The organism is Paenibacillus sp. FSL R7-0204, from assembly GCF_038002225.1.
Taxonomy (GTDB): domain Bacteria; phylum Bacillota; class Bacilli; order Paenibacillales; family Paenibacillaceae; genus Paenibacillus_AQ.
The window spans coordinates 611,578-627,613 of sequence record NZ_JBBOCA010000001.1 but is presented as its reverse complement, the minus strand read 5'-3'; the positions used below and the strand labels follow the sequence as shown (position 1 = coordinate 627,613).

Genomic DNA, 16,036 nt, shown 5'->3' with positions numbered 1-16,036 from the left:
CATTGTATGCTGTTTTTCGCATACAATCTTGGCACACCATTTACTCATTCAGCCTGCTTCCGAGCACTTCCCCTTTTTTGCAGCTACAGCAGCTTTATTTACTTCAATGTACTCGCAAGGACCGAGATATCACCGGAGGAATAATCCAGGAAATACGCTGTTTTCGACTTCGCATTAGCGTACAGAAATTTGGTGGTGCCATTCTTCGGCCATTCCTGATTCTTCACCAGCACCGCACCTCCCTGAGAGAATAGGGACCATGAGCGCCCCTGCAGATCCCCCACAAATACCTGGCCGCTAATAGCCTCCGTAACCCACCCGGAAATGTCGCCTTCCTCTTTGAAGACTTGTTTGACAGAAGCTGTTTCTTTGCCGGTAGCTTTACTGAATAACAGGAAGACCTTCTGAGCCTCATCGGCTGCAGGACGGCTGACATTCCCCGGCACGGGCTGATAGGTGTAAGAAGTAAATGCTGCATAGGAGTTACCGCTGGATTGAATGGAGAAGTCCGTATCGAAGTCCTTGATTACCGTCTCATTTCTTGAATACAAATTAACCAGCTTCACCAGATAGTCCGTGCTCATAATCCCTTGTGCCTGATACTTAACCGCCAAATACGGGTATCCCTGAAAATCCCAATCCATTACGGATACATTCTCATATCCCTTGTCATCGAACTTGGCATTGTAAGTTACATTCGGCTTCACCCAGGGATACTGATAGAGGCTGAAGGCATTTCCCGCCTGGACCATGATCCGTTCATTGGTTTTGCCGGTTGGAGCTACCCATTTCACTTTATCCCCTGCCGTTTTAAGCGGAATATCCCTTTGGCTGAGGAGACTTCCATTAGAAGAGAATACGGATTTCGATATTTTAGTGCCCTTGCCTTGTTTAAGCAGCACAATTTTCGGGGGACTGCTCATCACCTGTAAGTCCAGGATACGGCTGGAGTCCTCTGATATCGTAATTGCAGTGTTTGTATGTAAGTCAACGATATCTGCTTTATTATTCACATGATCCACAAGTGCCACTGCATTTCCGCTAATCCATACCACATCGGTCTGCTCATTAAGCGGCTGCTCTTTGGGACTGGCATTCGCCGGACCGGCGGAAATCAGCAGGCCCATAATCAACGCGGAAATAACCAATACCTTCTTGAACATAGAGTAATCCTCCTGTTACGCGATTTTGAATCCTTGTTTATGACGCCCGAGTATATAAAAAGTTGCAGAAAATCAAATATTTTCTGCAACTCCTTATCGCCGTATCCGGCCTTCCTTCTACTACAAGGCTTATTCGCCAATCACCAGCAGGCTATTGATCTCGTCCCTTCTCCTCCGGATGCCTGGAGACCAGCCTCACCAGATCCAGGGTCAACAGAGGGAGAGTCACAGCAGCGGGATAGGCCAGATAACGCGGCTCCCACACCGGGTTGAACTTCTCCTTATACCGGCGTAGACCGGAGAAGCCGTACCAGTGGCCGCCGCGTTCAAAAACAAGCCGGGCAAGCTTCTCCTCCCGCAGCGCTCCAAAACGGCCCCCGACATTGGACAGCGGGGCAGACCCGAGATTGAAGCTTCTGTATCCGCGGGCTTTCGCCCATTCCAGCAGGCACAGGAACAGGTAATCCATAGTCCCGTTCGGGGTATCCTTGTGATGGCGCATCAGATCCACCGAGACCGTCTTCTGTCCGTCATAGCCAGGAGCCATGGAGGCAAAAGCCAGCAGATGGCCCTCCGGTCCGCGCAGCAGCGCCAGCGGTGCGAGCTGGAGGTACGGCTCGCTGAACCAGCCCAGCGAGTAGCCTTTTTCCATTCGCCCGGCCAGCCATTCCTCTGACAACAGGCGAAGCTCCTGCAGCAGCTCCTTCGAATGCTGCGCCTCTGTGATCTCGAAACGGTAGCCCTCGCGCTCGAACCGCCCCTTCACATTACGCAGGCTGGCGTTCCGCGAACCGCTAATACCAAAGTCCGCCAGCGGGACCAGCGCCTCTTCCCCCAGCTTGAAGAACCGGTAGCCCTGCTCATGATAGAGCGGAAGATGCGCCGGGGTTGTCTGATAAAAGACTACAGATAGGCCATATAAGTCCGCAGCCTGCCTGAACTCACTGATTCCATTGTTAAGCAGATCCATCGGCCCCAACGGGTCACCCAGCACCACCAGCTTGTCCCGGACTCTGGCGAAGGCGAACAGCACCCGGCCTTCCTGGGCCCAATAGAAGCTTTTGTCGCCAAGGAACAGCATGTGGCTCAAGGCATTGCCCCAGCCTTCTGAGAGAAAGCGCTCCAGCCGCGCCATACCCTTATCCGCGAGAAGCGTATCTGCCTTGTGCTGCGGCCTGAGGGCTACAAGCATAGTCAGCAGCAGCCAGGAGAAGATCAGTCCGCCGGCCGCCGTAACGGCCACATTACTGTGCTGCCGCAGCCATTCCGGCTGGATGCCGGGCGGGAGATGCTTCAGGAAGCCGTGATGGGTATAACTCGCCAGCCCGTAATAGCTGAGGGCTACAGCCGAAGTCAGGAGCAGCCACCATAAGGTGCTTTTGGCGCTAAACGGAACGCTGACCCGGTAGAACCGGCTTCGTGAGATCCAGAGAATCATCGCCACCACCAGCAGGAACAGGGCCTCCTCGTAATCGAACCCCTTCGTGAATGCAAAGACCGCCCCGCCCAATAGGAGCAGGCTCGTCCAGACATAAGCCCTACGGACACGCAGGGAGATTCCCCGCGACAGCAGAATCAGCATAAAACCAATCAGCACGGACAGATGGTGCGAGATCCGCATCATGGGCAGCGACAGCAGTTCCTCTGTCACCTTCAGCCTGTAGAGCAGCTCAGGCGTAGCTGCGGACAGCAGCAGAAGCAGACCGCTGGCCAAGACCAGCTTGCCGAGTGCCCATACGCCCAGATCGCTGAGGAAGGTATATTGGCCGGGCCAGCCCCATATTTTCTGCCAGACCGTCAGGGGGGCTTCAACTCTGTCGCCGCTGCGTTCAGCGCCCTTCGTACCCGGCAGCCCGAACTCCAGCGCAGCCAGCACCAGCCCGATCAGCCAGGGGATAATGTAATAGAATAATCTGTAGATGACCAGGACTGCCATAGCGTGGTCGCTCTTGATACCCAGCTGTGTAAGTCCAAGCAGCGCAATCAGATCGAACGCGCCGATGCCGCCGGGAGCCATACTTAGAATTCCCGCTATTGCAGCCACAACATAGATACTGAAGACGGTGAGAAACGGAGCGCTTCCGAGCATCTCACCGGCAATGAACCAGAAGGTCAGCCCGGCGAACACCCACTCCAGGAAGGACGCACCCACAGAAGCAACCACGGTAAGCCAGGCGGTTCTCCCCTCACCCCGGTTGACCCATTTGGCGAAGAGCGCAGAGCGCTGGAGGAGTACAAAGAACGGCAGATACAGCGCTATCCCCCAGACTGCAAAACCCAGCCAGCGATGCGCCTCCAACAGCCGGTCCGCCGGCAGAAGTCCGGTTATCGTCCCCCACCCGAGCAGCGACAGCCCCGTAATCATCAGTGGTGACAGAAACACAATGGCCGGCGCGAGCAAGGACGCAGGCACACTGCTCCGCTTATAGAGCAGCGTTCTAAGCCCCGCGCCAGCCAGACCGGCGAACCCGATCATATTATTGAACGTATTGGCAATCCAGGCATAACGGAAGGTCCGCAGCCAGCCGATCTGCAGGCGGAAATGCCGCCGGATCAAGTAATCATAAGTACTCATAACTGCCACTGACAGCAGGGATATTCCCAGCATCTGCATAATAGAGGGCACGGGAACGGATTTCAGATCTCGGATGATTTTGCCTAAGTGAATCTGCTTCAGCTCATGCTGGCCCTCCAGATAGACCAGCCCGATAATCAGCAGCGGAAAAAGCGCCCGCACCGCCTTAATCCGGTAAATGGATATCAGCAGCCGTACGATTTTGAAGCGTTCCAATTTATTTTTGATTACAGTATGCATGACTTCACCTGTCCTCACTGCCGAACGCTCTTGTTGCCTGAACATATTCAGCCCTCTTCATACGAACCCATTATAACAAGATCCGCAGCAGAACTCCCGTATAATGGTCACACGCTTACAAGAGTTAGACGGCAGGCGGAGGATATTCCCTGCACATGGGCTATATTTGTTCCAGTGATGGTGTGAAGTGTATACATCTATCTTTGCATAAAAGCACCCGGACTGCGATTAGTCCGGGTGCTTTTATCATCCCCTAACGGAGAGCCTGTCATCACGGCAATGGCGGCTCTCTTCATAGGCACGCTGTTCTCGCTCAAGGTTATACTCTAATGTCGAATCTCCCTGAGCTGTCGGTGGTTGCGTTAGCAATCTCCTGAACGGATGCTGCTGTCAGCTTATTATTGTTACCGGAAGGCTTGTCCGGAGACGCAGCAGCGCTGTTGGCAGAAGCCTGTGACTTCTGGGCAATTTGTGCTTCGATCTGCTTGATCTGCTGTTCTAGCTGCTTGGTTTGTGTTTCTTTGGCCTGCTCGTTGTCCTGGCTTGCGCTTACTTTCTCAAGCTCAGCTTCCAGCTTCGCCTTCTGCTTCTCAAGTGCAGCGGTGTCGCTGGCGCTGGAGGAGGTATAAGATACGGAGGCTGAAGCGGCTACGGATGAGACATTCACGGGCGGTCCCTCCTTTCACCTCTTCAATATATTCCTTTTCTCTACAATGAACTTAAAATGCGCTGAAAGTTTGCTGAAAATCCGGTCTTTAATCCTTCCGCGCTCTCCGGTTCACCAGCATAACGCTCAGCAGGATAATGACCAGCCCGGCAATAGTATTGGCATAGACCTGCTCCTGCAGGAAAATCACGCCCCACAACAGGCCAAATACAGGCACGAGGAAGGTAACGCTGACGGTCTTGACCGGGCCGACACTGGCAATCAGCCGGAAATACAGCAGATATGCCACCGAGGTACAGATCAGCGACAGGCCGAGGACAGAATATACAGCAGCGGAAGAAGGCAAATGATCCGGGGCAAAAATCACCGCCAGCGGCAGCAGCACCATACTTGCGCCAAGCTGCTGTCCCGCAGCGAGCGCCAGCGGAGAGAGACCGGAGCCTACGCGTGACGCGTACAATCCTCCGAACGCATAACAGAGCGCAGCTCCAAGCGAATAGCCTACGGATAAAAGAACCGTGCTGGTCAGCGGGAGCGGGCTCCAGCCGACCAGCACACCAACACCTACAAGGCCTATAATCAATCCGGCCGATTTGGCCGCCCCCGGCTTCTCCTTCCGGGTCCCCCACGCCGCCAGTGCCGCGAACATCGGGGTTGTAGCATTCAGAATCGCCGCCAGCGAGGCGCTCAGATGCAGCTCAGCCATACAGATCAGCGTGAACGGAAGCGCTGCGTTAATTGCCCCGAGCAGCAGGAAAGACTTCCAGTACTTCAGGAGGCCCAGCCTGCGCCGGGTCAGCAGCGCATAGAGCAGCAGAGCAGCACCGGCTATCGTAACCCTCAGCTCTGTTGTGAAGACAGGACCAAGCTCCGGCGAGGCAATCCGCATGAACAGGAAGGAGGCTCCCCAGGCAAAAGCAAGCAGCAGCAGGGTAGCAAAGTCCTTGCGGCTCACAGCTTGGCCTCTCTTCTGCACAGCAGCAGATAGGACAGAACCGACAGGAGACCCGCTCCCGCGATGACCAGGGCCATCGGCAGAGCCGAGCCGCTGCCGCCAAGTCCGACCAGCGGAGCCGCACAGCTCCCCAGCAGCAAGGGAAGCAGACCAAGAAGCGCAGAGGCGCTGCCAGCGGTCTCCCCCTGATCCTGCATCGCCAGCGAGAAGCTCGTCGTACCCACCAGACCTACACTTGCAACCACAGCGAACAGACAGATTAGGATCGGCAGCAGTCCGCCTCCGGCGAGGAGGGTAATCAGCAGCAGAATACCTCCGGAGGTACTAAGCAGAAGGCCGCAGATCAGCAGCTTACGCTCACCCACTCTGGCCGACATCCGCCCGGCAATCTGCCCGGTCAGAATAATACCCAAGCCATTCACGGCGAAGATCAGGCTGTACATTTGCGGGGATACCCCGTAAATCGTCTGCAGAACAAAGGATGAACCTGAGATATAAGCGAACATTCCTGCCATAACAAAGCCCTGGGAGAGCGCGTAGCCCATGAATCCGGCATTCCCGAGCAGGATGCGGAAGGTACGCAGGGTCCCTCTGAGCCCGCTGCGGATACGCCGTTCCTTAGGCAGGGTCTCCGGCAGCCGCAGGAGAATGACCGCCGCGAAGAGCAGCCCGCATACGAACAAGACGATAAATACACCCTTCCAGTCCGTCACTCTCAGCAGCTGCCCCCCGATGACCGGAGCAGCGATCGGACCCAGTCCGTTGACAATCATCAGCAGCGAGAAGAACTTGGTTAATTCCGAGCCGCTGTACATATCGCGGACCGCCGCACGGGAGATTACCACCCCTACCGATCCGGCCAGGCCTTGAATGAAGCGCAGCACAATCAGCAGTCCGATGGACGGGCTGAACGCGCAGAGCAGCGAAGACACTGCATAGATGACCATTCCGAACAACAGCGGAATCCGGCGCCCATGCACATCACTGAGCGGGCCGGCTACAAGCTGGCCCGAAGCCAGCCCCAGCAGGAAGAAGGTCAGGGTAAGCTGAATCATGGCGGGACTGGTATCGAAATAGAGGCCAAGAGCAGGCAAGGCAGGCAGATACATATCAATCGACAGCGGACCAATGGTAGCGATGGCTCCCAGAATCACGGCAAGCTGCAGCCGCTGGCTTCTGGACGGCGCGCCCTCGGCCAGGCTTGTCACCGAATTTTGCTTCATCATGAACAGGATACATCCTTTCTTGCCGGTAACCTTTAGTAAGACGGCAGAGCCATTTATATTCAGGTCCGTTTATATATTTCTTCATACTACCCGATTACCGCCGGATTGTTCAATGAATTTATGGTTCGGCGGGAAAGCGCGGCAGCGGGTGGACGGTGAAATTAGGGGGACTGATGCAGAGGGAGCAGATGAGTAGGTGCTGTCTGATAAAAGCGGGTTTGATAGGCGGCTTGATTGGTGTGGCTTAGGAGGAGTGGATCGGCAGGCCTACATGGAGATCCTGCAGAAAATACAACAATGTTGCTCAAGTCGGGCGGCTTATCAGCAAATCCTGCACGAAATGCAACATTCGCAGCCCGCCCCCCAACTCTGCCCATTGTGTTCGGTTTTCACGTACATCCTGTCCGCCCTCCCATCCACCGACAGCACACAATAGACGATAAGCATCACTTCGAATACAACAGAAAGCCGCATGCGGGCCTGCCAATCCTCTCGGTGATCGGCAGGCCCGCATGCGGTTATTCCGGGTGGTGCTGTTGTTACTTCACTGAACCCGTCAGAGGAGCCAGCCAGTCTCTTGCCGCCTCTGCCTCGGCGGCGCTCAGGCGGTGCCCCTGATTGCCCCAATGTGAGGTAACCTCTGCTCCGGCGCCGCTAAGCAGAGCCTCCAGCTCCCGGGTCTCCTCGGAGCGGATAATCGGATCATTGGTTCCTGCCCCGATAAAGACCGGAACGCCCTGTAGCGAAGGAATCGCCAGGCCACGCAGCGGAACCATCGGGTGCAGCAGCACTGCCGCCCGGAAGAGGGCTCCGTAATGGAAGAGCAGGCTGCCCGCGATGTTCGCACCGTTGGAATAGCCGACAGCGACCAGATTACCGGCATCGAAGCCATATTTTGCAGCCGCTTCCTCCAGGAACTGCTTCACCTCATGGGTGCGGAAGATCAGATCCTCCTCATCAAAAATCCCCTCCGCCAGCCGCCGGAAAAAGCGGGGCATGCCATTCTCCAGCACATTGCCGCGGATACCCAGCACAGATGCTCCAGGTGCCAGCAGCTCGGCCAGCGGCAGCAAATCACGTTCATTGCCGCCTGTGCCATGGAATAAAACCAGCGTTGGCTGTGTTACGTCCCAACCTTGCTCAAATACATGAATCATACCGGCTTCACCTCCAGTTCACGGATTTCAAACGGGCTTAAATTCGCTTCAATTGCCGCACGCTGCGGCTCAAACCACGCCGGAAGCATCAGCTTCTGCCCCAGCGCCTCAGGTGCTTCATCACGGGCGAAGCCTGGAGGATCGGTTGCAATCTCGAACAGAATTCCGCCTTCTTCCCGGAAGTAGATGGCATTGAAGTACTGGCGGTCCTGCACTGGAGTCGGCTGGTAGCCGTGACTCTGAACCCGGCGGCCCCACTCCAGCTGCTCACTGTCATCTGCGGCCCGCCAGGCAATATGGTGAACCGTACCCGTCCCGCCGCCGCCTTGCGGAACCGGAGTCGCCTTCAGATCAATAATATTGCCGATATTGCCGGAAGCTCTATACCGGATATAACCGTCCCCTTCAGCAATACGTTCCATCCCCAGTGTGCGGGAGAGTGTATCAGCTGTGCGTTCCGGTGCTGTGCTGTAGAGGACAGCACCTCCGAAGCCTTTGACCGCATGCTCTACCGGAACGCCGCCGAACGACCAGGTGCTCAGCGCACCTTCTTCCCGCTCCACCAGCTCAATCCGCAGTCCGTCATAATCTGCGAAGGAGAGATAAGACTCGCCGATCCGGGTAACCTTAGTCACAGAGATCTGGTAAGCGGCCAGCCGCTGCTCCCAGAATCCGAAAGAGCCGGCCGGTACTGCATACGTGGTCAAACCGACCTGGCCGCCGCCGATTCTGCCTTTACGGCCATGAGCCCATGGGAAGAAGGTGATGATCGTACCCGGTGCACCCTGCTCATTGCCGAAGTAGAGGTGGTAGACCTCGGGGGCGTCGAAATTGATGGTTTTTTTGACGAGCCGCAGGCCCAGAATTCCGGCATAGAAATCAGCATTACGCTGTGCGTCTCCTACAAAAGCGGTAACATGGTGAATCCCTGCAGTATGCATAGTCATGAGTGAACCCTCCTGTTAGTTATGATGGTGATGCGCTTATTTTTATTTTAGTTGAAGAATATTGCGTCCAGTGAAATCGAACCCGCGCCTGTCAGCGCTATACCTACAGCGACCACCAGCACCGTTAACGGAAACTCAATTCCGTTTGCCGTCGACCAGAATCCGTTAGGAGCATGCACCTTCACAATGGCACCGAGCATCGTTGCCGCAATCAATACCGCAGCCACCGGAGTCAGCAGACCCAGAGTGAACAGCAGGCCACCGAACAGCTCCATCAGACCTGCCAGCACCGCCATACGCACGCCCGGCTTGATACCAATTGACTCCATCCAGCCGCCTGTTCCCTTAGGCCCATATCCGCCGAACCAGCCGAACAGCTTCTGTGCACCATGCCCGATAAACGCTACACCAATCACCAATCTCATCAACAATAAACCTACACTAACCATTTTAAACACTCTCCATTCTCTTGGTTTTAATTATCTTAATGTTAAGATATTAGCTAAAAAAATTTGCTGAGTTATTATTCTCTCCCTTAGTTCAGCTCGATAACAAGCAGACAACCTTACCGCAGCTGGGCTGCTACAGACTGACTTCTATACGCCCTTGCCCAGCTTCTTCAGCAGCAGTGTCGCCTGAGCCTTCTCTTCGCTATCCAGTCCGCTCATCAGGTTATGAATAGAATTAATATGCTGCGGAAAAATATTATCGAACAGCTCACGCCCCGCCTCTGTAATCTCGGCATACGTAACACGGCGGTCATCCTCACAAGGAACGCGCTTCAACAGCCCCCGCTTCTCCAGCTTGTCGATATTGTAGGTGATGCTTCCGCTGGTAACCAGGATCTTCTCGCCAATCTGCTGAAGTGGAATCCGATTTCTATGATACAGCACCTCCAGCACCATGAACTCCGCCGATGCCAGCCCGTGACTCTTCATATCCTTCACCGCCTGATCCATCAGGCTCTTGTACGCCTTCGATAGAACGACGAACAATTTAAGCGATGCTGCCTGCTCTTGTTCCTGCGTAGTGTCTGCTTCTGTTCCTGCCGTCTTATTCTTGCTGCTCATTCGCTGCACCTCCTGTCCGGCTGTGTTTGTCTTTAAATTAATTATCTTTAAGTTAAGATAACTATACGTTATGGGGAGCAGTCTGTCAAGTGTGTGAGGTGAATTTATTTTCATTCTGCTCACCCCGATTTCTGCGACATATACTCTAACTCCTGCGGTAATACTCCCCCAACCCGCACAACAATCAGTTCCTCCAACTCCCGCAGCAATCCAGTGGAAAACTGTATCTTAATTTTTCTATTTTCGTAAATTGTACTTAAGCAACTGCAAATCAACATCTAATAGAGGTAACTGCCGCCGCTTTGGGTGAATCCTCCTTAATTAAGTTCCATTTATCCATCTGCTGTTTTAGCAGGGTCTATTCGTTCCTCAGCAGGTGGACAAAATCCATCTATCTCCCGCCCTGCATATTTGACCTGTTCTTCAAAACGGCGTAGACTTTCAAAAGGTGAGTATACACCGGAGCAAACGGATTTTATAAGAAGCAACTTATTGGTTATTCCTAATACTTCAAATGAATCTTGTCCTAACTTATACCAAAGCTACAAAAGGAGGCTGATTATGGAATCGAAGGATCATCATCATTCCGGGGCCGACGCGCCGCGCGTGCTGATCGTGACGGCAGTCGCGGCTGAGCGCGAGGCGGTCCTGCGCGGCCTGCACGGCAGCCGCCGCTTCGACGTCATCGCGGCGGGCGCCGGCACCGCAGCGGCAGCGGCGGGCACCGCCGCCGCTCTGGCAGCCGGCCCGTACGGCTGCGTCGTCAGCGCCGGGATCGGCGGCGGCTTTCCGGGCCGGGCACCCGTAGGCTCGCTGGTCGTCGCCAGCGAGATGCGGGACGCGGCCCTCGGCGCAGAGACGCCGGAGGGCTTCCGCAGCGCTGCCGAGCTGGGCTTCGGCAGCGTGTCCGTGCCTGCACCGGGCGCTGCGGTGCAGGCCCTTGCGGCCGCGCTGGCAGCGGCCGGCCTCACGGTAAGCACAGGGACTGTGCTTACCGTATCGACCGCGACCGGCACCGCCGGGACGGCCGCGGCTCTGGCCGCACGCCACCCGGAGGCGGCGGCGGAGGCGATGGAAGGCCACGGGGTTGCCGTGGCCGCCCAAGCGCTGGGGATCGCGGCGCTGGAGCTGCGCGCGATCTCGAATCCGGTCGGCCCGCGCGACCGGGCCGCGTGGAAAATCAATGAAGCCCTGGACGCGCTGGCAGCGGCGGCGGCTATTTTACGGGAGGTGCTGTAATGACACAAGAGCTTCATATTGCTTATTCCCCTTGTCCGAACGATACCTTTGTCTTTCATGCCTGGGCGCATGACCTGATTCCCGGCGCACCCAAGCTGGATGTAATGTTTGCCGATATCGATATTACGAACGGGCTTGCTGCAGACGGTGCCGGGCCTGAGGTGCTCAAAATCTCCTACGCCGCCCTTCCCTGGGTGCTGGACAGGTACAAGCTGCTCCCTTGCGGCGGTGCGCTGGGACGGGGCTGCGGCCCGCTTGTACTAACCCGCAAAGGCGCAGGCGCGATCAAGCATCCACGCGAGCTGTCCGGCCGCAGAATTGCCGTCCCGAGCGAACGCTCCACAGCTTACCTGCTGTTCCGGTTGTGGGCCGCGCAGCAGGTTCCAGGCGGTCCGGCAGAGATCGTCGTCCTTCCGTTCGACGAGATCATGCCTGCCGTGCAGAAGGGAGAGATCGATGCCGGACTCGTTATCCACGAAGCCCGTTTCACTTACCCGTCCTACAATCTCAACCTGCTGACTGACCTCGGCAGCTGGTGGGAGAGCGATACCGGCTTGCCGATTCCGCTCGGTGCGATTATTGCCCGCCGCGATCTGGACCATGAGGCCATTACCGGCTGGATTCGCAGCTCACTCCAGTATGCCTGGGACCATCCCCTGGACTGCCAGGAGTATGTGCTGAGCCATGCCCAGGAGCTCTCGCCGGAAGTCGCCAAGTCCCATATTGACCTCTATGTCAACGGATTCACAATGAATCTGGGCGAGGATGGCTATGCAGCCATCTCTGCACTGCTGACACGGGCCGCTGCGGAAGGGCTTGTCCCTGCCGTTGACCCGGCGCTGCTGCGTTAGCACGAATACGGTTGTACGGGTATGGATTCCCCGGTGTTCAAGCTGCAACTCCACTTTTCTTGCACAGGAGGCTGTTCTTATTATCCCTTCAGACAACAGCAAGGCGAATATCGACCGTTTCCTGGGGTACCAGGATGAATATGACCGCTACCGGCCTGAAGCTCCGCCGCTAGTTATTACATTGCTAAGCAATTACCTGGGCCGCCGCCCTGCCCATGTGGCTGATATTGGCTGCGGCACCGGCCTGTCCACCTTTCTATGGAAAGATGCCGCCGATGAAGTAACCGGAGTGGAACCTAACCCGGATATGCTCAGCAAGGCTCAGGATAAGCTGCGTCTTCTCGGCAGCGGAGCGAATAACGTGTGTTTTGTGCAGGGCTACTCTAACCAGCTTCCTTTTGACACGGGGAGTGTGGACATCATCACCTGCTCGCAGTCGTTCCACTGGATGGACCCGGACAGCACCCTTCAGGAGATCTCGCGTTGCCTGTGGCCCGGCGGCGTCTTCGCCGCCTACGATTGTGACTGGCCTCTGGTGCTGCAGCCTGCCATCGAAGCCCGGTATAACCGGCTGATTGCAGCTTCAGATGCCTTGCTTACAGAGCTTCAGCCGGACACCGATCAGGCCAGCAAATGGGATAAAGAAGGACATCTGGGCCGGATCAAAGCCAGCGGACGGTTTACGTATGCGCGAGAGATTGTTTTTCACAATACAGAATCATGCGATGCACAGCGCTATATCGGCTTGGCCCTCAGCCAGGGCGGCATCCAGTCCCTCCTGAAGCTTAGCCCGACCTCACTTGTGCAGGATATTGCCGAATTCTCGGCAGAGGTAGAGGCATTCTTCCAGGGCCGGACCTTGCAGGTGCAGATTAGCTACCGGATGCGGATCGCCGTGAAATAACCATTTCTGTTAGCACCCTAGCTCGGTCTAATAGAACAAGCTGAATCAAGCACGCCCCGGTTATCCCCGCAAAGGAACCGGGGCGTTTCAATGTGTCACGGTAAGCTTAGCCAGGGATATAGTTCCAGTCTGCCCTTCCTTTTGTTCACCGTATTTACTAATCCGCTCTATTGACCGTTGGAATATTATCACATATTATTACACCAATGAATTAAAAATCTATTTACTGGGATTAGGTCAGGTGGTGTTTGTATGAAGTCCACAACCACGATTCGCGATCAGGTAACCGCATATTTGTCTAATCAGAGCCTGTCCATTAATCAGTTTGCCATTTCGTCAGGAATCAATTCCGGCACACTCAGCCGTGTCGTTAAAGACCGTCAGCCGATTGCCATGGATCATCTGGAGCGCATTACCCGGGGCATGGGCCTGCCGGAGGACCACTTCTATAGCTTATATGTGGACGAATGCTTTCACCATTCAGCTCCCACCTGGCGGCGCTTGCGGCCGTTTCTTGTGCGTTCAGCGGCGCTCGGCCGCCTTGACTGTGTCGAACAGGTAGTTAGGAACCTGCTGGAGAATCTGGTCTATGCCCCTATGCTATTCGAAGTTGCAGAAGGGCTGTTCGAGCAGGGATTGTGGAACGCAGCAGCATTATTGTATGAGAATGTGAGCACCAGTGAGAAATATCAGAATTCCGACCGGCTCGCCGTATGCCAATACAGGTTATTCCGAATTGGCCTCGGTGATGACCAGAGCAGCAATCTGCGGGTAGCCATCCTGTTCGAGTGCTTCATCGACCGGCTGAATGAGGCGGATCAACTGGACGGATTGAAAGACCTGCTGGATGTCTACTACTCTCTGCAGAAGTGGGCTAAAGTGAACGAGCTTGCCGAGAAAATGCTTGATCTCGCTACCCTCCGTTACAATCTACAGCACCGCTCGAAACGTAAACCGGACAACGAAAAATTGCCTTCAAAGCCGCTGTATTTATATATTCTAAATGCCCGGCTTTTAATCTCGAGCATTTATATGGAATATGGGGATTACAAATCTGCGATTGAGCATGTCCCTCTCTATATAGATGGTAGCTGGATACAAGAGAAGGATGATGAAGCAGCTCGGACATTAGCCCAGTTCAGGGAGTGGGGGAAGGCAAATATCTTCCTATATCGTCTGCTTGATGGACAGCTAGAGGTATTATCTGATTATGTGGAGTATATCTCTACGCAGCCAGACGAGATATTTACAGCTATGTACCATATTGTTAAGTCAGCGAACCGGTATGATTGGAATGTGGATGATATTCTGGAACGCTTCTCTGAGCATATCCCTTACCGAATTTATAAATCGGAATTCCGGGAATACAACCAGCAAGTTATGGCAGACAAGCATGCCCGATTTCTAGCAGAATTGGCCACCTATTATGTAAAAAATAATCGAAGTGAAGGTATTATCTTTATCTTAAAAAGTTTGGAATCCTCTGCTAAAATTAACAACGAGAGTGTAGTCATCACCTGCGTAGATCTATTTGAACAATACAGACATATAGCAAGTGATGATGAAATCGAGACATACAAACTCCTAATTAGAGAGGTGCGTAATACAAATGATCAAAAGGCTTTTAAAGCTTCTAGTTATATGTAGTATGGTTACTGTGATTATTTCTTCTATTGAGATAATTGAGGCTGCTTCAGGCAGTGACACACAAAGTTCATTTCAAACTATGTCTCACGGTGTTGGCGGTAGCTAAATATCCTTACTGTTTTTGAAGATTTCTTAAAGTCTGCACATAAGCTATATGTCTTACTGGACTGTCGTCAGACAATCACGAACACTTCTTATTTACCGTATGCGGAACGCCATCGACTACCGCATTTCTCACTGCATTCAAGCTCTACCCTATACTTAACATCAGCGAGACGAAGAACGTCCCGGTTGCCCTTTATGGGAAAGCCGGGGCGTTTTCTATTTTCCGGAGAGGATGAGGAGCATGACTTTTGAAGAAGCACATGACCAGTTTATCAGCGGACACTTGGACAGCAGAGCTGATGGAGAACGTCGGGCACGGTTGGAACGGGGGCATCGGCATGCCGAGAGCCTATTCCTGCATAAGGTATGGTGGCCGCTGCGGGGCCATTTTGACGGGCTTCATCCGGAGTACGAGGTCCTGGATTGGCGGGGACGATCTTATTTCGCTGACTTTGCTTGGCTGCCCGGATATGTGAAGCTCCTGATAGAGATCAAGGGGTATGCAGCGCATGTCCGCGATATGGACCGCAACAAATACTGCGGCGAACTGAACCGCGAGACCTTCCTCTATGCTATGGGCTATCATGTGATTTCCTTCGCATACGATGATGTTGAACAGCGGCCCGAGCTCTGCATGACATTGCTGCGGATGGTTCTGGGCAAATATCAGCCTGCCGAAGCCCCGGTATCACGTATACGGCTATTGGAGCAAGAAGTGATCCGGCTAACCCTTCATCTGGCCCGGCCGATCCGCCCGCAGGATGTGAAACAGCATTTCTCCATCGATTACAGAACCGCCATCCGGACGTTGCACAGTCTAGTTGACAAAGGCTGGCTCATACCGGTTCCCACCAGCAATCAGGAACGAACCGCACGATATGATTTGAAGCGCGGCGTACTGGAATATTTTAATTAGCCTTCGGCAAACAATTGGATTAACGCACCTTAATTTCCTGATTCCTGAGGAATGACCGGCAACAAGTGGAAAAACAGCATCTGTTACTCTTGGTTTTGCCGCTATGGGGCGATCTGGGGAAATTTAAGTGCTGTTTTTCCAACTCTCTCCCCCACAATCCATTAATACTCATCAGTAGGTGGATAAAATCCATCTGTTACCTGCTTCTACAGCACTATCACCCGATTCCACAAACACAGATTACTCCACAAGCATCGGTAGCACCCGTTCTTATCCTCTATCAAACTATCAGCCACCAGTACTTCTCTTCTTCAATCCTCGTCAGTCCCCACTCCACCACGCCGCCATTGCCCGACTCTTATCCCCTACACTAC

The 16,036-nt window shown here is 54.3% G+C and carries 14 protein-coding genes; 5 read left to right on the top strand and 9 right to left on the bottom strand.

Annotated elements, in window-relative coordinates:
- Positions 1-98 precede the first annotated feature (98 nt).
- The 9 genes from MKX42_RS02935 to MKX42_RS02895 all read right to left on the bottom strand — a co-directional run bounded on the left by MKX42_RS02935 (position 99) and on the right by MKX42_RS02895 (position 10,000).
- The gene (locus MKX42_RS02935; RefSeq protein ID WP_340751092.1) at positions 99-1,163 is read right to left on the bottom strand and encodes a hypothetical protein; all 1,065 of its coding nucleotides are present in this window, start codon (positions 1,161-1,163) and stop codon (positions 99-101) included.
- 151 nt (positions 1,164-1,314) lie between these two features.
- Entirely contained in the window at positions 1,315-3,978 is a 2,664-nt protein-coding gene (gene mprF / locus MKX42_RS02930) for a bifunctional lysylphosphatidylglycerol flippase/synthetase MprF (RefSeq protein ID WP_340757603.1), read from the bottom strand.
- 319 nt (positions 3,979-4,297) lie between these two features.
- Positions 4,298-4,645, bottom strand: a complete 348-nt coding sequence (locus MKX42_RS02925) for a FlxA-like family protein (RefSeq protein WP_340751091.1) — start codon at positions 4,643-4,645, stop codon at positions 4,298-4,300.
- A gap of 88 nt (positions 4,646-4,733) precedes the next feature.
- Entirely contained in the window at positions 4,734-5,600 is an 867-nt protein-coding gene (locus tag MKX42_RS02920; protein ID WP_340751090.1) for a DMT family transporter, read from the bottom strand.
- Positions 5,597-6,826: a multidrug effflux MFS transporter gene (locus tag MKX42_RS02915; RefSeq protein ID WP_340751089.1), complete on the bottom strand. Its 1,230-nt coding sequence runs from the start codon at positions 6,824-6,826 to the stop codon at positions 5,597-5,599. The genes MKX42_RS02920 and MKX42_RS02915 overlap by 4 nt, the downstream gene beginning before the upstream one ends.
- Before the next feature lie 539 nt (positions 6,827-7,365).
- Complete coding sequence (locus MKX42_RS02910) at positions 7,366-7,983, bottom strand: alpha/beta hydrolase (RefSeq protein ID WP_340751088.1); 618 nt, start codon at positions 7,981-7,983, stop codon at positions 7,366-7,368.
- The gene (locus tag MKX42_RS02905) at positions 7,980-8,930 is read right to left on the bottom strand and encodes a ring-cleaving dioxygenase (RefSeq protein ID WP_340751087.1); all 951 of its coding nucleotides are present in this window, start codon (positions 8,928-8,930) and stop codon (positions 7,980-7,982) included. The genes MKX42_RS02910 and MKX42_RS02905 overlap by 4 nt, the downstream gene beginning before the upstream one ends.
- Before the next feature lie 47 nt (positions 8,931-8,977).
- Entirely contained in the window at positions 8,978-9,379 is a 402-nt protein-coding gene (locus tag MKX42_RS02900; protein ID WP_340751086.1) for a DoxX family protein, read from the bottom strand.
- A 147-nt stretch (positions 9,380-9,526) separates the two neighbouring features.
- A complete protein-coding gene (locus MKX42_RS02895; protein WP_340751085.1) occupies positions 9,527-10,000 on the bottom strand; it encodes a MarR family winged helix-turn-helix transcriptional regulator in 474 nt (157 codons plus the stop codon).
- A gap of 561 nt (positions 10,001-10,561) precedes the next feature.
- Here MKX42_RS02895 and MKX42_RS02890 point away from each other — a divergent pair.
- The 5 genes from MKX42_RS02890 to MKX42_RS02870 all read left to right on the top strand — a co-directional run bounded on the left by MKX42_RS02890 (position 10,562) and on the right by MKX42_RS02870 (position 15,662).
- Positions 10,562-11,239: a futalosine hydrolase gene (locus tag MKX42_RS02890; RefSeq protein WP_340751084.1), complete on the top strand. Its 678-nt coding sequence runs from the start codon at positions 10,562-10,564 to the stop codon at positions 11,237-11,239.
- A complete protein-coding gene (locus MKX42_RS02885) occupies positions 11,239-12,090 on the top strand; it encodes a 1,4-dihydroxy-6-naphthoate synthase (RefSeq protein ID WP_340751083.1) in 852 nt (283 codons plus the stop codon). The genes MKX42_RS02890 and MKX42_RS02885 overlap by 1 nt, the downstream gene beginning before the upstream one ends.
- A gap of 79 nt (positions 12,091-12,169) precedes the next feature.
- Positions 12,170-12,994, top strand: a complete 825-nt coding sequence (locus MKX42_RS02880; protein WP_340757602.1) for a class I SAM-dependent methyltransferase — start codon at positions 12,170-12,172, stop codon at positions 12,992-12,994.
- Positions 12,995-13,246: 252 nt separating this feature from the next.
- Positions 13,247-14,641: a transcriptional regulator gene (locus MKX42_RS02875; protein WP_340751082.1), complete on the top strand. Its 1,395-nt coding sequence runs from the start codon at positions 13,247-13,249 to the stop codon at positions 14,639-14,641.
- A gap of 346 nt (positions 14,642-14,987) precedes the next feature.
- A complete protein-coding gene (locus MKX42_RS02870; protein ID WP_340751081.1) occupies positions 14,988-15,662 on the top strand; it encodes a hypothetical protein in 675 nt (224 codons plus the stop codon).
- The last annotated feature ends 374 nt before the right edge of the window (positions 15,663-16,036 follow it).